At 36.2% G+C, this 24459-nt stretch carries 17 protein-coding genes; 2 read left to right on the top strand and 15 right to left on the bottom strand.

Features of this window, described 5'->3' with window-relative positions; genetic code table 11:
• Positions 1-24 precede the first annotated feature (24 nt).
• Both LN736_RS03195 and LN736_RS03190 read right to left on the bottom strand, forming a co-directional pair.
• Positions 25-1953, bottom strand: a complete 1929-nt coding sequence (locus tag LN736_RS03195; protein WP_229980838.1) for a DUF342 domain-containing protein — start codon at positions 1951-1953, stop codon at positions 25-27.
• Between the two features lie 25 nt (positions 1954-1978).
• Positions 1979-2803 carry an aminotransferase class IV gene (locus tag LN736_RS03190; protein WP_229980836.1) on the bottom strand — a complete coding sequence of 275 codons (825 nt, stop codon included), beginning with the start codon at positions 2801-2803 and terminating at the stop codon, positions 1979-1981.
• Between the two features lie 226 nt (positions 2804-3029).
• Between LN736_RS03190 and LN736_RS03185 the strand changes: the two genes are divergently transcribed.
• On the top strand, positions 3030-3674 hold the full coding sequence (locus LN736_RS03185) for an HAD-IB family hydrolase (RefSeq protein WP_229980834.1): 645 nt from the start codon (positions 3030-3032) through the stop codon (positions 3672-3674).
• A 151-nt stretch (positions 3675-3825) separates the two neighbouring features.
• Here LN736_RS03185 and LN736_RS03180 read toward each other — a convergent pair whose 3' ends face one another.
• The 12 genes from LN736_RS03180 to LN736_RS03125 form a co-directional block, all read right to left on the bottom strand.
• Positions 3826-4170: a DUF1292 domain-containing protein gene (locus LN736_RS03180; protein ID WP_229980832.1), complete on the bottom strand. Its 345-nt coding sequence runs from the start codon at positions 4168-4170 to the stop codon at positions 3826-3828.
• 251 nt (positions 4171-4421) lie between these two features.
• The gene (nifJ, locus tag LN736_RS03175; protein ID WP_229980830.1) at positions 4422-7928 is read right to left on the bottom strand and encodes a pyruvate:ferredoxin (flavodoxin) oxidoreductase; all 3507 of its coding nucleotides are present in this window, start codon (positions 7926-7928) and stop codon (positions 4422-4424) included.
• A gap of 514 nt (positions 7929-8442) precedes the next feature.
• Positions 8443-8868 (bottom strand): flavodoxin, encoded by a 426-nt coding sequence (locus tag LN736_RS03170; protein WP_150355740.1) that lies wholly within the window; start codon positions 8866-8868, stop codon positions 8443-8445.
• Between the two features lie 217 nt (positions 8869-9085).
• Positions 9086-10150, bottom strand: coding sequence for an undecaprenyldiphospho-muramoylpentapeptide beta-N-acetylglucosaminyltransferase (locus tag LN736_RS03165; protein ID WP_150355739.1), 1065 nt, complete (start codon positions 10148-10150; stop codon positions 9086-9088).
• Between the two features lie 42 nt (positions 10151-10192).
• Entirely contained in the window at positions 10193-11977 is a 1785-nt protein-coding gene (gene recJ, locus LN736_RS03160; protein WP_179977046.1) for a single-stranded-DNA-specific exonuclease RecJ, read from the bottom strand.
• A 116-nt stretch (positions 11978-12093) separates the two neighbouring features.
• Complete coding sequence (locus LN736_RS03155; RefSeq protein ID WP_179977045.1) at positions 12094-13329, bottom strand: M16 family metallopeptidase; 1236 nt, start codon at positions 13327-13329, stop codon at positions 12094-12096.
• A 49-nt stretch (positions 13330-13378) separates the two neighbouring features.
• Complete coding sequence (locus tag LN736_RS03150) at positions 13379-13939, bottom strand: DJ-1 family glyoxalase III (protein WP_179977044.1); 561 nt, start codon at positions 13937-13939, stop codon at positions 13379-13381.
• A 113-nt stretch (positions 13940-14052) separates the two neighbouring features.
• Entirely contained in the window at positions 14053-15546 is a 1494-nt protein-coding gene (gene glpK, locus LN736_RS03145) for a glycerol kinase GlpK (protein WP_150355735.1), read from the bottom strand.
• A 117-nt stretch (positions 15547-15663) separates the two neighbouring features.
• Positions 15664-16227 carry a glycerol-3-phosphate responsive antiterminator gene (locus tag LN736_RS03140; RefSeq protein ID WP_150355734.1) on the bottom strand — a complete coding sequence of 188 codons (564 nt, stop codon included), beginning with the start codon at positions 16225-16227 and terminating at the stop codon, positions 15664-15666.
• A gap of 40 nt (positions 16228-16267) precedes the next feature.
• Positions 16268-16972, bottom strand: a complete 705-nt coding sequence (locus LN736_RS03135; RefSeq protein WP_229980829.1) for an MIP/aquaporin family protein — start codon at positions 16970-16972, stop codon at positions 16268-16270.
• Positions 16973-17250: 278 nt separating this feature from the next.
• Positions 17251-20115, bottom strand: a complete 2865-nt coding sequence (locus LN736_RS03130) for a DNA topoisomerase IV subunit A (RefSeq protein WP_229980828.1) — start codon at positions 20113-20115, stop codon at positions 17251-17253.
• A 117-nt stretch (positions 20116-20232) separates the two neighbouring features.
• Positions 20233-22188 (bottom strand): DNA gyrase/topoisomerase IV subunit B, encoded by a 1956-nt coding sequence (locus LN736_RS03125; RefSeq protein ID WP_150355777.1) that lies wholly within the window; start codon positions 22186-22188, stop codon positions 20233-20235.
• 377 nt (positions 22189-22565) lie between these two features.
• Here LN736_RS03125 and LN736_RS03120 point away from each other — a divergent pair, with 377 nt between their 5' ends.
• On the top strand, positions 22566-23144 hold the full coding sequence (locus LN736_RS03120; protein WP_229980827.1) for a zinc dependent phospholipase C family protein: 579 nt from the start codon (positions 22566-22568) through the stop codon (positions 23142-23144).
• Positions 23145-23180: 36 nt separating this feature from the next.
• Here the strand turns inward: LN736_RS03120 and LN736_RS03115 are convergent, their stop codons facing one another.
• Positions 23181-24434, bottom strand: a complete 1254-nt coding sequence (locus LN736_RS03115) for an NRAMP family divalent metal transporter (RefSeq protein ID WP_326839063.1) — start codon at positions 24432-24434, stop codon at positions 23181-23183.
• Positions 24435-24459 lie beyond the last annotated feature (25 nt).

Raw genomic sequence — 24459 nt, 5'->3', positions numbered from 1 at the left:
TTATTTTAAAATAATCTATGACTTTTACAGGACGAATTTATCTACTACTATAAGTCCGTCCTTTAAGTAAGCATGTACACTTTTACTTGGTGAATCCAGAACCATCTCCCTGTTTCCCACTTTAAATACAGTATTATGATAAGCTATATCAGCCCATATATGGCCCTTGCTTCCTACCTGGAGTTTTGTAGACACTCCTGCCATACTCCCAACAACCTTGCATTTGATCTCCCTCTGAGATTTTAGAATTCCTCCTCTTGCCACACTTCCTTCCCTTGCAAATTCAATAGAATCATTAGCTGTAATAGTCGATACATATTCTCCTTTTCCTGTAATTATTACATTACCCGAACTCTGTATATTTGAGTCCTGGCAGTATGATAAACTCACGTTTACCGGAAGCGCAAGGGTATCCTCAAAATACTTTATTTTATCACTTATTTCATCTATCAACTCATTTAATTCCAAATAATTTTTTATACTTATAGGTCCTATTCCCATAAGTTTTGTCCTTATATATCTAACTATTTCATCTTCTCCATCCTCTTCATTTTGAGTGTTCAAATCTGCAATTACATTTATACCCAACCTCAAAAGAACTTTAAATTTATTTTCCAATAGTACTTTTATTATTTCTCCATCACTTTTATCGCGTCCAAGCAAATCATAGGATTTTATCTCCTTTACCACTTCAATTAATTTGGTCAAATTCTCATTGAATTTTTTCAGATGTTCCAGAGCATGGAGCTTTGTTACATTTTCTCCTCCACCGCATATTTTCGATGCAACAACACTGCCAACTACAGCTACATCGCCTAATGCAGTTATAGTAGCTCTCTCCACTTCCCTGTCTATGACAAGGTCATTTCCACACTCCACTTCCATTCCCTCTTTTACATCACCGTGTACAACTATATCTCCTATATACTTTACATTTCCAGTACTCAGATCCACATCGCCATTGATCTCATGGACCTGATGGACATAAAAAGTATTCCCATTTACAGAAGGTTTTCCGCTGACAGCTGCTTCAACTGTATTTTCATCTTTAAGAAGGCAGCCGGTTCCAGCTTTGAGCTTCAACTGCTTTCCATTTTTACACTTTTTTATTTTCCCGTATACATCATATCCATTTTCACCTTTAGTGCCCACATGTCTTACTGCAATTACATCTCCCTTTTCTACTGCATTTACAGCTCCTATGCTTTTAAAATCCACATTGCCTCCCACATCCTCTTCCAGGTCTGCAAAAGTTTTAAATTTCACTTCTATTAGATCATCTTTTCCATTTACAGGTTCCTTTCCCTGTGCTACAAGAACCCTCTCACTAATTTCTACAGCTTTTTTCAAATTTTCTTCTATTATACCATAAACTACTTTATTATTGGATAATTCTTCTTTAATTTCTTCCACAGTGTATTTAGCAGGGGAAACACTCTCTAATATTTCAGTTTTCAAGCTGGCTTTCTGGCTTTCTTCCATATCCTTCAATGCGTATTTATTTTCAGGTATATATTTAACTTCCGCGTAAGCCTTCATTTTATCATAGGACACGTGCATGTTGAGTTCTCTTCTGGGTTCATCCTTATGAAAAGTCACTTCTATACTGCTGTTTGAAAAAACTTCACACTTTTTTTCAACTTCAGCCCCATCTACAGAAATCGACATATGCTTACTTCTACAAATTACTGCAGGTTTCCCGTCCGCTGCAGGATCTTTTACAATTACCTTCCCCTTAACCACTTTGATGGTTCCATTATTCTCATAGGACTTTAAAGGTGCCATATCTTTTTCGTCATCATCTATCAAGACTTCAATTACCGTCTTCTTTTTAAAAAAGGATTTTTTCTGCTTTAACACTTTATATTTTAACTGTTCTTTGGGTTTATTTAACTCATAACTGGCGGATTTCAAACAGTCTTCCAGTGAAACTCCCTTAAATATCTTTTTCATCTTAAACAATCACTCCCCTGTTTATTTAAAACACAAAATTCTCTATATCCTTTCTTATCTTCTCGTTATATGCCCCCATTATTTGAAGTAGTATTTTATTATTTGAAGAATTAAATTCAATATTTCCCACGCTCTTTACAGGAAGTACCTTGGGAGAAGTGCCTGATATAAATATGGCGTCAAATTTATCTATTTCCCTGTAATTCACATCTTCCTCAAGTACCTCCAATCCCAATCCAAGGCAGATCTGCATTATAATATTTCTGGTAGTCCCGGGCAGTACCCTTTTAAAAGGTGCCGTTATAACCTTTTCACCTTTTATCATAAATATATTGGACTTGCTGCCTTCAGTTATATTACCTTCATCATCCACAAGTACTGCTTCAAATATACCGCTTTCCGTTATCTTCTTATTCACCCGGACCTTAAACTTCCTATTTATCACCTTGGCATTTGGATTTTCTCTTTCAATGTGAAAAAAATCGGTTTTCACCCCCACTTCATAGTCCCTTGAAGTTGGATAATGGTGTTCTACAAAATATGCCAAAAACTTATTATTTTTATAAAAATTAAATATAAGCTTTACATTGCCGCTGTAAATTTCATTTATATGTATCAATTTAAAGATACTGTCCACAATTTCTTTTCTGCCGAGCCACAGTTTTAAGTCTGTTATATTAGAAGAATTGTTCAGTCTATCCAGATGAGCTTTTAAAAATAAAGGTTTTCCGTCTATTATTCGAATTACTTCATACAGGGACTTTCCCTCTTTAAATATATTATCTTCAAATTCCTCCCTTTTTCTTATTTCATCATTGTATAAAAAAAAGTTACTAACACATTCACTCATTGTAAACCCCTTCTTTAAAATTTAATAAAATATTAATATTATAATTACATTTTATCATTATCCTGAACAATTTCCTACCTTGTTCAAGGCTCAAATATCAGATATTGTGACTTTGTTACTGCCTGCAATTTATATCATAGTTAAATTATCTTTTCAATCAAGTTATCCATATGATATTATAGAAAAGAACAAGGTTTACTGCTTAAAGAATAGATGGGGTGATTATTTGACAAAACTTGCTATATTTGACGTTGATTTTACTTTAACCAGCCGGGAAACCCTTATGGAATTTTACATATTCATGGTGAAAAAAGATCCAAAGCTCATAGTGTATGCACCTTTCAGCATCATTTCTGCTTTTTTATTCGTAATAGGATTGTTCACTGCAAAAAAGGCCAAGGAAAATTTTATTTCATTTATAAACGGCATAAGTGAGGAAAAGATGAAATGCCTGACGGCAGAATTCTACGAAAAAAGAATGTGTAAGATATTATATAGAGATGGCTTAGATACTATGAAAAAATTGAAAAATAAAGGCTGTAAGATATATCTGATTTCTGCTTCAGCGGAATTCTATTTGAAAGAATTGTATAGAATAGAATATGTTGACAGAATAATAGGTACCATATTTTCCATTAAAAACGGGAAACACTACAATAAAATAGCCGGTAAAAACTGTAAGGGTGAGGAAAAGGTGAGAAGACTTATGGAGTCTTTAAAAAAAGACGGTCTGGAAGTTGACTTCAAGAACTCCTATATGTTCTCCGATTCCCTAGCAGATCTGCCATTATTTAATATAGTTGGAAATCCATACCTCATAAATCATAAAAAAAGCAATCCATACAATATCAAGGTGCTGAACTGGAAGTGAAGTCAATATACAATTGACAATGCACAATGCACAATTGACAATTAAAGTACAAAGTTCAAAGAACAAATATCAAATAGTGAAGATTTTCGCCTAAGCCCTAAAATCCACCAAATTTGATATTTAAACTTTGAACTTTGATATTCATTCTTGCTTATTCCTGTGACAGCTGCTGGTAATAAGCTGAAACTTCCTTGAATTCTTCCTCCTCAGGGATAACAAGCTCACCTGCCGGACCTTCTCCCTCTACTTTAAATAGATATACAGCTCCATTTTGCGGATTCTGAACTATAGCATACTCATTTTCCTTGAATTCAAATCCATCAACCACTTCACAGGGAACTATGTTTCCATTTTCATCTTCCAGATCCACTACTAATGATTCATGCTCTCCGCAGTCGCTACACCCACAGCCGCAATCATGAACCCTTTCATCACAAGCTTCTTCTACTTCATCGCCGCTATTGCAGCTCTTCTTATTTAAATCCTCTTCATTCATAACATATGCCCGGTAACCTTTAAGGTGGATATCCTATCAATATTATAACCCAATTACAAAATTTTCCTGTATCTTACAGAGCTATAACTTGTAGTCTTGATCCTACCGGGATATTCACCTCCTCTTTTATTGTTATGTTTTAATTTTACCCTTAATTACAATATAATAAAAGCTTTTTTTAGTTAAAAATAAAAAATTATCAGTTAAGCCAAAAAAACACCGGGCAATTCATGCCCGATGTCTTTTAGCTATTATTCTGCATTTGCAAGTTTCTTGTATCCTTCAATTCTCTGCAGTGCATCTCTCTTTGTCTTTGCAAACAGAGCTTCTGCTTTATCAGGGAACTGTTTAGCAAGTGAAGAGTATCTAACCTCACCCATTAAGAATTCTCTAAAGTCTGTCGTTGGCTCCTTGGAATCAAGGCTGAATGATTTCTTGCCCTCCGCCTTTAATTCAGGATTATATCTGTAAAGTGCCCAGTATCCACAATCAACAGCTTTCTTAGCTTCTCTCTGGCTCTTGCCCATGCCAGCTCTCAATCCATGATTGATGCATGGAGCATAAGCTATTACAAGTGATGGTCCTTTATAAGCTTCTGCTTCTTTTATTGCTTTAAGAGCCTGAGCTTTATCTGAACCCATGGAAATCTGAGCTACATATACATATCCGTAAGTCATAGCCATCATTCCAAGATCCTTTTTCTTAGTCTTCTTACCACTTGCTGCAAACTTAGCTACAGCTGCTGCAGGAGTGGATTTTGAAGACTGTCCGCCTGTATTTGAATAAACTTCTGTATCAAGTACAAGTACATTTACATCTTCTCCAGATGCCAGTACATGATCTAATCCGCCGTATCCTATATCATAAGCCCAGCCGTCTCCGCCGATTATCCAGTGGGATCTCTTGATAAGGAAATCTCTGTTTTCATAAATTTCATTTAATACAGGGTCATTTCCCTTTTCACTTTCAAGTAAAGCTATTATCTTATCAGCTCTTTCCCTTGTGCCTTGGCCATTGTCTATATTTTCAATCCAATCCTCAAAAGCAGCTTTAAGTTCTGCACTTAAACTACCTTTAAGAGCTTCTTTTATGCTGATCTCAAGTCTTTCTCTTGTCTGTTTTACTCCAAGAACCATGCCCAGTCCATATTCAGCATTGTCCTCAAATAATGAGTTAGCCCAGGAAGGACCGTGTCCTCTGTAATTTTTAGTATATGGAGTTGTCGGTGCAGAAGCTCCCCAGATTGACGAACATCCTGTTGCATTGGCTATCATCATTGTGTCACCAAACAGCTGGGTTACAAGCTTAACATAAGGAGTTTCTCCACATCCCGCACAAGCTCCTGAGAACTCAAGCAGCGGCTGCTCGAACTGGCTTCCCTTTACGTTGAATTTATTCATAGGATTGTCCTTGTGAGATACCGACATAGCATAATCCCATGCATCTGCTTTATACAATTGAGTATCCAGTGGTTTCATAACAAGAGCTTTTTCTTTTGCAGGGCATACATCTGCACAGTTTCCACATCCCTGACAATCAAATGGTGAAACAGCCATGGTGAATTTAAGTCCCTTTGCTCCTGTTGCATCTTTGTATTCAAATCCCTTAGGTGCCTTGGATGCCTCTTCCTCAGTAGTGAGAACAGGTCTTATAGCTGCATGAGGACATACAAATGAACACTGGTTACACTGTATGCAATTGTCTACCTGCCATTCTGGAACAGATATAGCTATTCCTCTCTTCTCATAAGCTGCAGTTCCTGCCGGGAATGTACCGTCTTCCATTCCTACAAAAGTGCTTACTGGAAGTTTGTCTCCATCCTGTCTGTTCATAGGATCAGCTATCTTTTGAATGAATTCAGGAACTTCTCTTGTGGCAGCAGCTTCTTCCGATGCATCTTTCCATGAAGCTGGTACATCTATCTTAACTACTGATTTGACGCCCTCATCTATAGCTGCATTGTTCATGTCTACAACTTTTTGTCCCTTTTTACCATAAGAAGTTACAACTGCTTCTTTCAGGTATTTAACTGCATCTTCTACTGGTATGATATTTGCAATCTTGAAGAAAGCAGCCTGGCATATCATGTTTATTCTTCCGCCAAGTCCTATTCCCTGTGCAATTTTCACGGCATTTAATGTATAGAATTCGATATCATTATTTGCTATATATCTTTTTACTGAAGCAGGCAGTTCCTTTTCAAGTTCTTCTGGGCTCCAGATTGTATTCAGCAGGAATTTTCCGCCTTTTTTAAGTCCCTCAAGTACATTGTATTTATGAACATAGGACTGATTGTGTACAGCGATGAAGTCAGCCTTATCTATAAGATATGGTGATTTTATCGGTGACTTACCAAATCTCAAGTGGGAAACTGTTATACCTCCGGATTTTTTGGAGTCATATGCAAAATATCCCTGGGCATACATGTCTGTATGGTCTCCTATGATTTTTATTGCACTCTTGTTTGCTCCTACAGTACCATCGGATCCAAGTCCCCAGAACTTACAAGCTGTAGTTCCTGCTGGAGTTGTATTTATATCTTCTCCAACTTTCAGGGAAGTGTTTGTAACATCGTCCACTATGCTTATAGTAAATCCGTTCTTTGGATTATCTGATTTCAAGTTTTCAAATACTGGAAGAATATGTGATGGTAATACATCCTTGGAACCTAGTCCATATCTTCCTCCAACTATAACAGGTTGTCCTTCTTTACCATAAAATGCATTTTTAACATCCAGATAAAGAGGTTCTCCAATTGATCCAGGTTCTTTTGTTCTATCCAGAACCGCAATCTTTTTAACAGTTTTCGGTATATATTTAAAGAAATGTTTTATTGAGAATGGCCTATACAGGTGAACTGTAAGAAGTCCTACCTTTTCGCCCTTAGCAGTTAAGTAATCTATTACTTCTTCTATAGTTTCACAGACAGAACCCATAGCTATTATGATTCTCTCCGCATCTTTTGCTCCATAATAGTTAAACAGATGATACTCTCTTCCTGTAAGCTTGCTTATTTCTGCCATATAATCTTCAACTATTTCAGGAAGTGCCTCATAGTATTTATTGGATACTTCTCTTTCCTGGAAGTATATATCTGGATTCTGAGCTGTACCACGGGTTACAGGATGATCTGGATTTAAAGCTCTTCTTCTAAATGCATTTACTGCATCCATATCAATAAGTTTTGCCAGATCTTCATAATTCAACAATTCAATTTTCTGAATTTCATGGGAAGTCCTAAATCCATCAAAGAAATTCACAAATGGAACTCTGCCCTTTATTGCTGACAAATGTGCTACTGCAGCAAGATCCATAACCTGCTGTACTGAACTCTCTGCAAGCAGTGCAAAGCCTGTCTGCCTTGTAGCCATAACATCCTGATGATCACCAAATATGTTAAGTGAATTAGCTGCTACTGCTCTGGCCGATACCTGAAATACTCCTGGTAAAAGTTCTCCTGCAATTTTATACATGTTAGGTATCATAAGTAATAAACCCTGTGATGCAGTGTAAGTTGTAGTCAAGGCTCCTGCCTCAAGTGAACCATGTACTGCTCCAGATGCTCCTGCCTCTGACTGCATTTCCATAACTTTTACCTGCTGTCCGAAGATGTTCTTTTTACCTTGAGCTACCCATTCATCCACATGTTCTGCCATTGGAGATGATGGAGTTATCGGATAAATAGCTGCCACATCGGTAAATGCATAGGAAATATAAGCTGCTGCTGTATTTCCATCCATAGTCTTCATTTTACTCATAAAAAATTCCTCTCCTTTTTAGTATTGTAAATTTTAAATATAAATAGTTGTGCTTTTTAATTTTAAATTAATACAGTAATTATATCACAATTAGTACAGCAATTACACTGGAAGCAAAAATTTTAATTAAAAAGTACAAAATTTAGCTATATTTATTTATGATCTATAACTTTACTATACAGCAAAACGACAAAATTTTAAATATATAAAACGATTTTAAAAAAATTTTTTAGTTCCAATTATCTACTATCAACCATAATTGGTTAATAAAAACTATACTACAGATGCAATTTTTTTAAAATACAGTTTCATTTTGAATTCAACATAGTAAAAAAAGATATTTAAAAATATAAAAAAAGGAGATGTCTGATCGTTAATAAATAAACAATAATTTTTATCAAGCAGCCCACATCTCCCGTACTTTCAAATAATCCTATTAAAGTTCAAGGAACAATTGTTTGATAATTGTTCTTTGAACTTCTATATTTATATTTTCATGACCCACATGCCTAAACTATTCTGCAAGTAATTTACCAAGTTCCTTAGCTTTTTGCAGCTGTTCATCATTAGGAGCTTCTTTAACTGCAAGTTCCCCCACCACTTTAAAACCATAATCTTCTACAGTCTTTTTCCAGTCTTTCAAAAATGCACCTTCATCCCAACCATAGGATCCGAATAGTACAGCTTTCTTTCCCTGAATAGGAAGAAGTTTAAATTCTTTAATAAATGGAGCCATATAATCCTGTTCTATCTTGTTATTGTCAAGAGATGGGCTTCCAAATGCTACGGCATCTGCAGAAGTCACATCCTCCACCTTTGCATCCTGTACATGTTTTGTTGTGACCTTTGCACCTTCAGCTTCTGCGCCTTTTACAATATTATCAGCCAGTACTTCTACATTTCCCCCATTACTCCAATATATTACAGCTATGTTTTTCATATATTACCTCCACCTTTCACTTTTATATCATTTATAAGTTATCTGTTCAGCAGTATATCAATACACTGTGATAATTCTTATTATTTATACTTCTACACAGGATCTGTTTTTCCTTCTAGAAAAAGCAAAATATAATCACTTTTTTCACAAAGTATTTTGCTATGCTAAAGCAGGCAGGCAAAAGATTCATTAAGAATATGTTTATGCACCAATTCAGTTAATTGCTGCATTTTTCTATCAAATTTATGATTTTACTCACTCCATGACGGACAGGGCTTGCCTTCATATTATTTATGTAATTATTCCTGGATGCATAGAGTTCTTTAATTTTATTCAAAAATGTCATTTGTGTCATTTCTTCCTCCTGAAGCACCATACTGTATCCGCTTTTTTCAAAAGAAGCTGCATTTAAAATCTGATCACCCCTGCTGGATGCCCTGGAAAGTGGAATAAGCAAATTGGGCTTTTTAAGTGCAAGTAATTCAAATATGACATTTGCACCTGCCCTGGATACAACTATATCTGCCGCATTCATTATATGTGGAAGTTCCCTGTTTAAATATTCAAACTGAATATATCCTTTTCGCATATTCAAGGATTTATCCACATTTCCCCTGCCGCATATGTGTACTATATTAAATACTCTCAGGAGCTCATTTAAAGAATTCCTCACTGTATTGTTTATGAATCTGGACCCGAGACTCCCGCCTATTATAAGAAGAATTGGCTTTTCATCTGTAAATCCACACAACCTTCTTCCAATTATTCTACTTCCATCTAAGAGTTCCTGCCTTATGGGAGTTCCCGTAAGAACAGCATCATGTCCTTTTACATTTTTCAGGGATTCAGGAAATGTAACGCAAATTTTTGTACAATAGGGTATAGATAATTTATTTGCAAGTCCAGGTGTAATATCCGATTCATGGATAATGACAGGTATTTTATTTAAATATGCAGCAATAACCACGGGTACCGACACAAATCCTCCCTTGGAAAATACTATATTTGGTTTTTCCCTTCTCATTATAACCACGGCCTGAAATATTCCCTTCAGTACTCTAAAGGGATCCGTAAAATTTTTTATATCAAAATACCTTCTCAATTTTCCACTGGAAATAATGTGATATTTTATTTTTTCATCTTCTATTATTTTTCTTTCAATTCCATTTCTGGTTCCTATATACTGTATCTCATATCCCAATTCCTTCAAACTGGGAACCAGTGCCAAATTAGGTGTAACATGTCCAGCAGAGCCGCCACCTGTTAGAATTATCTTCTTCAAAGTACATTTCCCCCCCACAAAATATAATATTCACACTGCACATTAAAAAGTCAGTCTAAAATCTTTTACTATAATCTGAATACTTTTATTTCCATTAAATTCATTAATAGATGGTGAAAATATAAAATCCATTTTTATGCTGCGAAATTTATTGTTTAAAATTTCATTTCCCTTTTTATCACCATAGCGCTCCATCACTAATTCTTTAAATTTTTTACCTCCATTAAAATCCACAGCATCAATTTTCTTTAAACTTTTTTTCAGCCGGCAAAATAATTTCAGTACATTTTTATCTTTTCCTAAAAAATATACCCTGAATACATCTATATTTTTTTCACCAAAAACAGGTTCTGGATTTCCCTTTCCAAAAGGCTGCAGTTTTTCTATATCCTCCAGCATTTTAAAAGATACATTTTCAAGGGGAAGTCTTTTATCTATCCTAATTTTAGGCACTATATCTTCATCTGTAAGATTACAGTTTTCATTGAGTTTCTTCCTCAGTTTATCTATATTTTCAGTATTTATGGACAACCCCGCTGCCAGCGGATGACCTCCAAATTTATTCATCAATTCTCTGCATTTTAAAAGTTCTTCAAACATATTATAGCCTTCTATGGATCTGCCTGAGCCCTTAGACTGATCTGCACTTTTTGTTATCACTATAGAAGGTACATTGTATTTTTCTTTGAGTCTTCCTGCGACTATACCAACTATGCTCTCGTGTATATCATCTCTATGTACTACAAGTACCTTGTCTTTTTTTAGGGAAGAATTTTCCACTTCCTCCACTACTGCATTTAAACTGTCATTAGTCATATGCTGCCTCTGTATGTTCAATTCATGAAGTTTTTTGGCAAGCTTTTGTGCCTCAGCTGAATTCCTGCACAGCAAGAGTTCAAGCGCCACAGATGCACTATCAAGGCGTCCTGTCGCATTTATACAAGGCCCTATAATAAAACCTATATGGTAGGAATTTATAATTTTCCCATCCAATGAAGTCTCTTTGATCAATGCCCTTATACCAGGGTTTCCAGTATTATTTAACATTTTAAGACCATTTTTAGCTATAATTCTGTTTTCCCCCAATAAATCCACCACATCACATATAGTTCCTATAGCTGCATATTCTATAAACGCACAAGCTTCCTCTTCCTTTATTCCAAATTTTTTATAGAGTACCTGAACAAATTTGAAAGCTATTCCTGCACCACAGAGCTGTTTAAAAGGATATGAACAGTTTTTTTGTTTTGGATCGATGACAGCATCTGCTGGCGGTATGAGAAATTTCTTTTCACCTTGTTTTGAATCATCAACATCAAAAGGTATATTGTGGTGATCCGTAACCACCACTGTAACTCCAAGCTCTTTTGCCCTTTCAATCTGATCCAAAGCAGAAATACCGTTGTCACAGGTTATTATAACTTCAATTCCCTCATTTTTTAACTGCTCAACACTGTGAATATTCATGCCATACCCCTCTGTAATCCTGTCCGGAATATGATATTTCACCTTTGCCCCGCACCTTAAAAGCCCACGGTACAGTATATATGTGCTTATTATTCCATCTACATCATAATCACCATATATAGCTATATTTTTATTTTCCCTTATAGCTCTGTATATTATATCCGTACCCTTTCCCATATCTTTCATGAGCATGGGATTCAGCAATTTATGTATTGACGGATTTATAAAATTCTCTATTTCTCTTTCATCAACTATTCCTCTATTGACAAGAATTTGTGCTGTAATTTCACTTATCCCCGATTTTTTAGCAATAGCCTTTATATCTTTTCTGCATCTTCTCAGCATCCATTTTGCACTCAAAAACAAACCACCAGCCTTATATCAATTGACAACTCACAGTTGACAGTTTACAATTTATAATTTTCAACTTACAATACACAATTGTCAATGGACAATTGTAAATTGTAAATTGATATCTAAGGTGCTCTTAATATCTGTATGGAGGGATTTTTCATAACTTTGTCTATGACTTCGACTATATCCTCGCATTTAATTTCATCCAGCTGTTCTGCATCACATGAATTGCAGTGATCATCAAATCTCTCATACATGAGATCGTGTTCCACAACTTCTTTACAGTATTCAATGGATCTTTCTCTTTTAATTTCCCTTTTCAGTTCCAGACTTCTGGCAATTTTTCCTATTTTATCACTGCTAAAATACTCTTTCGAATTTTTCAATTCATTTATTACACTATTTACAATGCCAAGTGCTCTATCTATATTTTCAGGCAAGGTACTCATTTTTATGGAGAAAAGTTTCATGCCCCTTTCATCCTTTATGCTGCTGCCCAAATCATAGGCTATGCCCTTTTCAGTTCTTATTCTGCTGAACAAGAGGCTGCTGGTGCCCTGCCCAAAGACAGTGTTAAACAGATAGAGGGCTTTGTATTCCCTTTCACTTAAATCATGAATATCAAATATATACTGAATCCTGGCACCGGCTATTCCAGATACTTTTTCCAGGAATACACCAGCCCTATTTTTTTCATACACGGGTTCTTTTGCAGCACATATCTTTGATTTTACTCTCCATTTTCCAAAATATCTGTCCACAATAGAAATTATGCTTTTAAAATCCAGGGAAGAACAAAAACAAACAGTACAATTTTCAGGGAAATAAAAAGTACTGTAAAATCTCTTTATCTCATCTAAGGTAATGGATTTTATACTGCCTTCATTCCCCACTATAAGCTCTCTTATTCTTCTCTTATTAAAGGAGTTCCCAAAAAGAGCATCTTCACACCGCTGATATGCATCATCTTTCCAATCCCTGTACTCCTGAAGTATTACATCCATTTCTTCCTTAAAACCTTTTTCAGGAAAAATGGGGTTTAGAATCACATCGCCATAGAGCTTCACTGCCCTTTCAAGATCATCTGAAAAACAAGTTCCATAATATATGGTATAAGGATAATTAGTCATGGCATTTTCAAATCCAAATACATTGTCAAATTCCTCATTTATCTGATTTTCATCTCTGTGTTCCGTCCCTTTAGATATGACATGCTCCAGGGCATGGGCCGTCCCAAAATTAAATTGCCCGCTCTCCTCTAGAGCTCCTGCATTAAATCCAATACACAGTGAAGTGAGTATTCCCTCCCTATACTGATACAAGAGCTTGATCCCATTGTCAAGCATATATTCTCTCACTTTTCATCCTCTCTTTCCACGGGTTTACCTTGAAGTCAGGCTGAACAATTTAACCTGTCACCAGATTTAAAAGCATATCTTTTTTCAAATTTTCCACTATATCCTCATCTGCAAGATTTTGTAAAATCCTAAAGGCAAAATACATGGCCGTAGCCGGGCCCCTGCTGGTTATGAGGTTTCCATCCTGAACTACTATATCATGGCTGAAATGGATTGGTTCCAGTTCTTTTTCAAAACCGGGATAGCAAGTTACTTTTTTATTTTCAATTATTCCCGCTTTCTTCAATACTATGGGGCCCGCACATATGGCAGCTACTATTTTATTCTCATTATAGAATCTTTTTACCAGATCTATAACTTCGCTGTTATCCCTAAGATTTGCCGCACCGGGCATACCTCCTGGTATTATAAGCGCATCATATTTATCTACATCTGTATTCTCAAGTATATTATTGGCCCTTACATGTATTTCATGACAGCCAGCTACATCTTTATCCAAATTTATAGAACAGGTTATACAGTGCACTCCACCTCTTCTCAATACATCTACACAGGTAAGAGCTTCCACTTCTTCAAAGCCTTTAGCAAGTAACACTATAGCTTTTTTCATAATGAATCACCTCTAATAAATTATACCATAATTATTCAATTCACAATGCACCATTATAAAAAATCCCGAGACAAAAGAAATATCATCTCAGGATCACAATATATACAATTATTTTATTTGTTTGCCCATCCCATGGATCTCTTCACAGCCTCATGCCATCCATTTAGCAGTTCAATTCTTTTTCCTTCCTCCATATCTGGCTCAAAGGTTCTGGATATAGCCCAGTTCTTAGATACCTCTTTCCTGTCACTCCAATATCCAACTGCAATACCAGCCAGATAAGCTGCACCCAGCGCAGTGGTTTCTATAACTTCAGGTCTGTCGACTTTAACATTTAATATATCCGATTGAAATTTCATCAGGAAATTATTGGCACAAGCCCCGCCGTCTACCTTTAAAGCCTTAAGTCCAATTCCAGAATCCTCTTCCATGGCTTTTAGTACATCATAAGTCTGATATGCGAGGGATTCAACTGTAGCTCTTATAAAATGCTCTTTTTTGGTTGCTCTTGTAATTCCAACTATAGTGCCCCGCGCATAGGCATCCCAGTAAGGTGCACCTAATCCCACAAATGCCGGCACCAGGTATACTCCACCGGTATCCTTCACAGCAAGGCAGTATTTTTCGGACTCCGGAGAGGTTTTTATCATTCTAAGTTCATCTCTGATCCACTGTATTGCTGCTCCACCTACAAATATGCTTCCCTCAAGGGCATATTCAACTTTACCATCTATTCCAACTGCTATAGTTGTCAAAAGACCATTTTTAGATTCCACTGCTTTTTCTCCAGTATTCATTAGAAGGAAACATCCTGTACCATAGGTATTCTTTGCAGTTCCCGGCTGAAAACAAGTCTGTCCAAACAAAGCCGCCTGCTGATCTCCTGCATCTCCTGCTATTGGAATATTTACTCCAAACAGGCTCTTATCGGTTTCCCCATAGACACAGCTGGAAGGTTTTACTTCCGGCAGCATTGATTCAGGTATATCAAGCATGTCTAAAAGATCCTTATCCCACTTCAATTCGTGAATATTGAAAAGCATAGTTCTAGATGCATTGGTGTAATCAGTTACATGAACCCTGCCTTTAGTCAAGTTCCATATTAGCCAGGTATCCACATTTCCAAAGGCCAGATTTCCCCTCTCGGCTTCTTTCCTCGCACCAGGTACATTGTCCAGGATCCATTTTATTTTTGTACCTGAAAAATATGCATCCAAAATCAATCCTGTCTTTTCCTTTATCATCTTGTCCAAACCTTTTGCTCTTATTTCATCACATATGCTAGCAGTTCTTCTGCACTGCCATACTATAGCATTGTAAATTGGAAGTCCAGTTCTTCTGTCCCATACTATAGTGGTCTCTCGCTGGTTGGTTATTCCTATGGCCTCAACATCCTCAGCTTTTATATTTTCCCTAAGAAGAGCTTCTGTTGCCACTCCAAACTGTGTAGCCCATATTTCAGTTGGATCATGCTCCACCCATCCATTTTCCGGATAAATCTGTTTGAACTCTTTCTGAGCCATACTTACAGGCAATCCCTGTTTATTAAACAATATGCACCTGGAACTAGTCGTTCCCTGATCCAGCGCCATAATATATTTTGCCATTTTACATCCTCCTTTACAGTCTTATCAAATTAAATTCTTACATAACATAGATCATGGAATTTCAGTTTTTTGATCTTTTGTTAGTTTCTGAAATTCCACAATCTCATATTATCAACCTTACAAGTTCCACAATTTGTGAGTAGTAGTGGATATAGCTATAGCTCCTGCAGACAGAGAATTCATTATATCCTTTTTTTCTTTTATAAGCCCTCCTGCTATAATAGGCATCTTAATTTCCTTTTCAATAACTCCTATTATTTTACTTGCTACTCCAGGTAAAACCTCAAGTGCATCAGGATTATTTTCATGTATATTCTTTATTCCCGTTTTAAGAGAAAGTGAATCCAGTATAAATACTCTCTGTATCGTCAGTAAATCCAGTTGATTCCCATATTTGATATTAGAGGATTTTGTGCTTATTATTCCATTTGGATTTGCACATTGTTTTATATACCTCATTCCTGCAAAGTCTCCCTTTAATCCATCTACTAAATCAACATGAATAAAAGTCAATTTGTTTTTTCTCCTGAGTTTCGCACATATTTGTGAAATATTCAATATGTCTCCATAGAGTACAAATACTATGGACACCCTGCTCAAAATAGCCTGTTCCAAATCCTCTTCATTTCTCACAGCCGCTATAATAGGATTCTCTATGAGTTCTTCTCTAAATTTAGGCATTTAAAAAGACTTCCTTTTTAATTAATTTAAGCAATTATCATCAGAATATTACTGCAAATAGCAGTGCCCCGGCTATTCCTCCCGCTATAGGTCCAAAAACCGGAACCCAAGCATAAGCCCAATCTGAATCGCCTTTACCTGCTATAGGAAGTATAGCATGTGCAATTCTTGGTGACAAATCTCTGGCTGGATTCATTGCATATCCAGTAGGACCACCGAGAGCACAACCCAGAACAAAGATAATTGCACTTACAACAATTATAGATCCCATACCATCGGCAGTTTTAACCGTACCCATCGCAGCTAAAGAAAATACTAAAGTAGCCGTAGCCAAAAACTCAGTTAAGAAGTTTGCAGGATAATTTCTCACAGCCGGCGCTGTGCAGAATATACCCAGTTTTGCAGCCTTATCCTCTGTAATTCCCCAATGCGGTAAATAGGTAAGCCATACAAAAACTCCTCCAACTATACCTCCCACCATTTGAGCTACGACATAACCAGGAACTTCCGCCCACGGAAATTTACCAATTACGGCCAGCCCTATGGTAAGCGCCGGATTGAACTGATTACTGAAATTTGAAAACAAGTATGCAGGAATTCCTACTGCAAAACCCCATCCTGCTGCTATGACTATCCATCCTGCATTCTGCCCTTTACTCTTGTTAAGAGTACAGTTTGCACATACGCTGTCTCCTAAATAGACAAGCAATGCAGTTCCAACAAATTCTGCTAATACATGTGACATAATATTTATTCCCCCTAACTTAATAATTATGTTAATTTAAATTAACATCTAATTATGAAATAAATTTGGTATTTCAAAGAACACAAGAAATCGATTACTGAATAAAAGTATAATTCTTTTTATAAAAAGAGCCTACTTAAAAGAAGCCAAATATATTGACTTTTTAAAGCGGCTCTCTTTTCTCTGCCTTTTATTAAATTATATACACATTATAATATAATAATCACAATATTACAATATACTTCTAAATTATCTGCAAATTTGCTGCAAAATACTTTTCAGTGAACTTCCTTAACTCTGTCATCTAAATTCATTACAACAACGCTTCTGCCTCTGCCTGCTCTGTTTTGAAGCGATATATTCTTTAACTTTATTTTTCCTTTATTTCCCTTGAAAGAATTTAAAATCAAGGTGCGGTTCATCTTATCTTCATTGTCTATAAGAAGAGAATATATCACTTTCTGGTCATCCTTTAAACTCATGCCTATTACCCCTGAAGCCAATTTACCCATGGTGCTTACTGAATCCCCCTTGAATTTTATTGCCATCCCAGCATCACTTACTAAAAGTATCTGGGGACTTTGAGCACTGCTATATTCTACATTTATCAGAAGATCTCCCTTATTCTTAAATTTATATGCCCTGTTCCACAAATCCATATCTTTGAATTCCATCATGGAAGTCTTTTTAACCATTCCGCTTTCAGTAAAAAAGTATATGTATCCTGAGCTGAAGTCTTCCACAGAAACTATCTTGAGTATATCCTTTACATCTACATCTCCCATGAGCTTCGCAGCATTTATCCCGGAAGCACCTATATTTTGAAGCATAAATGCAGGCATGGAAAACACCATTCCATCAACCGTAAATAGGAGTACAGTACATCTTGAATTTGTGAGTACATTCCTGTAGGCTCTTCCCATATTTGAAATTTTGACCATTCCTGACTTATTCACATTTATATGAAACTTTCTATACTCATCCTCATCACACAACTGAATATTTAATACTCTATCTTCTTTTGGCAGGGTAAAAAGTTTAGTAGTGACTATATTTCTATCTTCAGTCGCCATCTTCGGCACTTTTAATTTAAAATCAAGCCCTATCTTTGTTGACACTTTTATAAACTTCATCTGAGAGTTTCTGTCAATAAGTTTTACATCTACAAGTTCTTCCCCACTTTTTAGCTTAAGGGCCATGATCTTGACATAATTTGTAATAAAGGATTCCAATTTTGTCCTTTTTATCCCTCCAATAGTAGTAAAAAATATAAAATCCTTTTTTAAATTTAAATTCTCCATGTTGTATACTGCAATTACGTTTTCCGCGGACAGATCAAGACCTCTTATTATGCTGTCGAGTCTTTCACCCTTTTCTTTCCACTTGAATTCAGGAATGTCCCTTCCTTTTAAATTATACACATTTCCCTTATCTGTAAAAAACATAAATGTGTCTCTGGTATTGGCATGTATGAGATATCTATTGAAATCCCCCTCCCTGTATTTTATATCTTCAATTTGCCCGCTGGATCTACTGTAGCTTTTCTCAGAAACTCTTTTTATGAAGGATTCATTGGACATTGTAACGATTATGTTCTCCTCTATCATAAGCTCTTCTTCATCTATTTTGGCTTTTTCATCCTCTTCTACAATGGCAGTTTTTCTATCATCGCCATATTTTTCACCAATTTCTTCCAATTCCTTTTTTATAATTTTCAGGACTTCCCTTTCGCTGCCCAATATTTTTGTAAGCCTCTTTATTGTTCTTAAAAGTTTTTTGTATTCTTTCTCAAAAGACACTATTTCAAGTCCTGTAAGTCTATACAACATGAGCTCCAATATAGCCTGGGCCTGTGGAGCTGTAAACTGAAATCTATCCATAAGATTTGAGGCAGCATTTTTTTTGGATTTAGATGCCCTGATGGTTTTTATAATTTCATCCATTATACCTATGGCCTTTATGAATCCCTCTACAATATGAAACCTGGAATTTGCTGCATCCAGCTCCTTTCTTGTTCTCCTCTTTACAATTTCCTTCTGATAATCAACATAGTAACTCAATATGGTCCTAAGTCCCATAGTTTGAGGTTTTCCATTAGCCAAAGCCACCATATTAAAGGATATGCTGCACTGAAGATCTGTCTTTTTAAACAGATATTTTAAAATTTTCTTCACTAGATTGATATCTGCTGATTTTTTGAATTCTATTACTGCTCTTATACCACTCCTATCGGACTCATCTCTTATATCAGATATGGGTTCAAATATCTTTGCATGCCTTTTATCGGCAGTCATTTCAGAAATAGTCTGAAGCAGCCTGGCCTTGCTCCTCCTGTAGGGAAATTCCGTTATGACTATGGCAAGCTTTCCATTGTCAAGCTTCTCTATGGAAGTCTTGGCCCTTAAAGTCACTCTCCCCTCGCCCGTTTCATAGGCGGAAAGGAGAGATTTTTTCCCTATTATTATCCCTCCGGTGGGCAAATCTGGTCCCTTTATGTATTTCATAAGTTCCTCAGTGGTTATATCCGGATTATCTATATAGGCCGCCGCAGCTCCAATTACCTCTCTCAAATTATGGGGAGGAATATTGGTGGCAAGACCTACAGCTATTCCAAAGGCTCCATTTACCAGCAGGTTGGGATATCTTGCCGGAAGCACTTCAGGTTCTTTTTCAGATCCTGAATAATTGTCTATCATGTTTACCACATCTTTGTCTATGTCTCTCATCATTTCCATGGCAATAGGGGTAAGCCTGGCTTCTGTATAACGCATTGCCGCAGCACTATCTCCATCCTGACTACCCCAATTTCCATGTCCATCTATAAGGGGCATTCTCGTAGTGAAATTCTGGGCCAATATGACCATGGCATCATATACAGATGTATCCCCATGAGGATGATATTTTCCAAGTATGTCACCCACTATTCTGGCAGATTTATAATAGGGCCTATCAGGAAATGCCCTTAACATATAACTACCGTATATTATTCTTCTATGTACGGGCTTTAAGCCATCTCTCACATCTGGAAGCGCCCTGTCTTTTGCTACTTCCACTGCATAGGGAAGATAATTATCTGGCATAGCTTCTTCTATTGGAATTTTTATTATATTGTGATCTTCTGGAATTACTGTTTTAGTTGCCAAGTAAAAGCCTCCTTATTATCAATTCACAATGAACAATTGGCAATTCACAGTTAATGAAGATTTTTCTGCGAAAAATCAACCACAATTGTGAATTGTGCACTGTCAATTGTACATTGCCTAAAATTCTGCGTATTTATACATATATTTTTTTCTCGGCGCCACTACGTCACCCATAAGCAGAGATATCATTTTTTCAGCTTTTACAGCATCTTCTATAGTTATCTGCTGAAGTGTCCTACTTTCCGGATCCAAAGTAGTCTGCCAGAGTTGATCCGGGTTCATCTCTCCCAAACCTTTATATCTTTGAACAAGTGCCCCGGATCCAACTTCTTTTTTTGCTTTTGAAAGCTGTTCATCGCTATAGGCATACCTGGTCACGTCTTTTCCCCTGCTCTCTTTATAAACTTTGTAAAGAGGTGGAAGCGCTATGTACAGGTGCTCATTTGAAATAAGCTGTCTCATATATCTATATATATAAGTCATCCAAAGTGCCCTTATATGATATCCATCTACGTCGGCATCACTGAGTATTATAATCTTGTCATACTTCAAATCCTCTTCCCTGTAATTTTCAAGTATTCCAGTACCTATGGCCGTGTTGAATATTTTTAATTCCTCACTTCCAAGTACATTTTCCAGCTTCTGCTTTTCTGTATTCATTATCTTACCTTTGGAAGGCATTATGGTCTGAAATCGTCTGTCCCTGGCCTGTTTTGCAGAGCCTCCTGCAGAGTCACCTTCCACCACTATAAATTCACACTTGGATGGATCCTTCAAAGTGCACACTGCAATTTTCCCTGCAAGTGGTGCAGTTCCCCTTCCTACTTTCTTTTTCTCCGCATCGTTTATTTTTTTTATTTTCTCCCTCCTCAGGGCTGCATTTAAGGCGTTATTTATTATTACTGAAGCCATATCCCTATTATCTTCTATCCATTCAGAAAGTTTAGTGTAAGAAAGATCATTCATCATGGTATAGGCCTCTGCGTTTCCAAGTTTAGTCTTGGTCTGGCCTTCAAATACGGGATTATTTATCCTTATCTTAACTATGGCGGTCATTCCCTCCCTGAGATCATCTCCCTCAAATTCTGCATCCTTTTCCTTCAGTAAATTGAGTTTTTTGGCCCATTCCTTAAATGCCCTGGTCATACCAGCCTTAAACCCGCTCTCATGAGTTCCTGACTCGGTGGTTGGAATATTATTCACATAACTTGCTATATGGTAATTAGTTGAATCGGTAAACTGAATACACACCTCTCCTTCCATATTCAAATCTCCCATATGCCTTTCCCCTTCAAACAATATGGGTTCTTTATGAAGAGGCGTCTTACTTTCATTCAAATATTCTATAAAATCCAGCAGACCTCTTTCAGAATGATATTCCCTTTGTATTTTATTCTCCCCCCAATTGCACAGGAGTTTTAAAGTTATACCTTTATTTTGAAAAGCCAGTTCCCGAAGTCTTTCCTCTATGACATCCAATTTGAACTCTACTGTTGAAAACACCCTTTCATCAGGCATAAAGGTAACCTTGGTACCTGTTTCATCGGTATCTCCTATTATCTTAAGATCAGTGACTGGTGTCCCGGGCATATCTTTTTTAAGATGTCTGTCATAAGCATATTCAAATCTCTGAGCATAAATGTGCCCATTTCGCTTGACTTCCACTTCCATCCACTTGGATAGTGCATTTACTACAGCAGCACCTACACCGTGAAGTCCTCCCGAAGTCTTATAGACCTCATTATTAAATTTTCCTCCTGTATGCAGCTGTGTAAATACCATTTCCACTCCATTTATTTTTTTTACAGGATGGATACCTGTGGGAATCCCCCTGCCATTATCTTCTACAGACACACTCCCATCTTCATTTAAAGTTACACAGGCCATATCTCCAAATCCATTTGAAATCTCATCTATGGAATTATCTAATATCTCCCATATACAGTGATGAAGACCCCGGCTGCCTGTAGAACCTATATACATGCCGGGTCTAACACGAACCGGTTCCAATTTTTCCAGAGAAGTCAGAGATGTTACATCATAAGCTTCACTCTTTTTGTCTACATTTTTCATCTGCTCATTTTCCTCCAAAATAATTATCTGCTGTCTGTCATCTGTGTTCCCTTATAATATTCCAATAACAACCAGCGAATTCCTTCTAATTTGCCAATGTTCATTTTCAGCAGAATTCAAAAAAACCTTCTGAAATTATTAGAGAAGGCATACTATTAAAGTTTAAACTTCAAAATTATTATATATATATACACATAATTATGCAATGGCAGCCACGTGATAAAATAAAATATTTAATTAACCCTACATTAATCTGGCTTTAACTTTCAAAGTATATATATATAAGTGAAGGTGGATTTTATATACTCAATGCACAATTGGTAAAAAAGCAAAGTTCAAAGGTGAAGATATCAAATAGGGAGAAAGGTGATCTTATAATGATAACAGATACCCACTTATTGATTTCCAATATCATATTTAAATACTGTTCAAAAAATTTTAATATTAAACTGAATAAATTTAATTTCTTATACGGCAGTATAAGACCTGATTTTGTAAGGGACAGCTCCAATTTTCACCATTACCTAAGTGAAAGCATGGATATAGTATGCGAATACTGCGATCAGCTGATCAATACCAGAATGTCAATAAAAAAATTTTCAGTCATTTTAGGCATGATATGCCATTTTATCTGTGATTATTTCTGTCTATATCATACAAAAGAATATAAAGAGAGAAACCTTTTTCAGCATTTCATATATGAACTGTGCCTTCATTTTATTTTTATAGGCCTTTTAATATTTAAAAAAATCAAAATTATAACAAATATAGATATTACTGAAAAAAGCATATCATCAGTAATATACTGCATGCGTGAAAGATATGACAAGGAGAGTAAATCCTTCGTCAGAGATATAATTTATGCCATTTCAGCAGCTATGATGGCCACAGATTTAATAGTTAACTGGGAAAATCCAAATTGTTATTATGATAAAAATGCCAGAAAAATTTCCTGATGTAAGGGGACTGACCCCATTACATATATTTACATATTATGAAAATAACGCTTTGATGTTAGTCAAGGATTCTATTCCCGCATAGGCAGTTATTATAACTATGACAACACCTGTTATAAATAACCATTTTGGGTGCTTATAGTTTCCCACAATATCTTTTCTCCTGGATGCTATTAAAATCATAACAAGCATCACGGGAATAATGAGGCCATTTAGAGAACCTGCAACTATGAGCAATTTAGCCGGTCTGCCCAGCACAGTCATTATAAGCGTTGAAATGGCAATTATGACACTTGTGAGGATTCTCTCATGTCTGCTTACAAAGGGACTCAATGTCTTAAAAAAAGTAACAGTAGTGTAAGAAGCTCCTACAACACATGTAACTGCTGCACACAAAATAGCCACTCCAAAGAATATATATCCTAAATTTCCTGCTCCATATTTAAAAGCCGATGCCGCCGGATTGGTAGGATCTAATCCTATTCCACTGGCTACCACACCTAAAGCTACCAAAAACAGCATAATCCTTATAACTGTTGTTATAGCTACTGTTGAGATGGCAGAACTCTCCACTCCCTTTAAATTTTCTTCTCCAGAAATTCCTGCATCCAGCAGACGATGCATCCCGGAAAATAATATGAAACCTCCAATTGTTCCTCCCATTAAAGTTATAGTTGGAAATAACAAGGTTGATGGGTTTTGGGGGAACAGAGTGCCATAATCCAATCTAATTCCAGTACTCATTGAATTCCCATGAAGAACTGCTACAGTCATGTAAAAAATAACAAGTATCATAATAATACCCAATATCTTTGAAAATTGATCTAGAGCTCTGCCTATATTTTTGGATAAAAATATGAGGACAGCGGAAATGCCTGCTAAAATATATCCTGCTTTAAAATTAATACCAAAAAGAATATTAAACCCCAATGCTGCACCGCCTATATTACCTGTATTGAAAGCTATTGCTCCCAATAATATCAAAAATGAAATCACATATCCCAGCCCGGGTACAATTTTATTTGCAATGTCCTGCGCTTTCAGTTTTGAAACACATAATATACGCCATACATTGATTTGTGTGAAAATATTTATTATGCATACAGCTATAATCACTAAAATAAGCGACAATTTATAGTCCTGTGCAAATTGAGCTGTTTGAGTCAAGAATCCGGCACCAACCGTTGAAGTGGTTGCAGTAAAAAATGTAGCACCCCATAATATACTCTTTTTAGTTTTCTCGTCCATAACACCATCAGCAATATTATTTTTATTATCAATGCCAGGCAACTTATAATCCCCCTTCATATTTACA

Origin of the sequence: Clostridium aromativorans, assembly GCF_020908015.1 — a bacterium.
In the GTDB taxonomy this organism is placed as follows: Bacteria; Bacillota; Clostridia; order Clostridiales; family Clostridiaceae; genus Clostridium_B; species Clostridium_B aromativorans.
The sequence above is the reverse complement of the archived record's forward strand: the minus strand, read 5'-3'. Positions and strand labels throughout refer to the sequence as shown.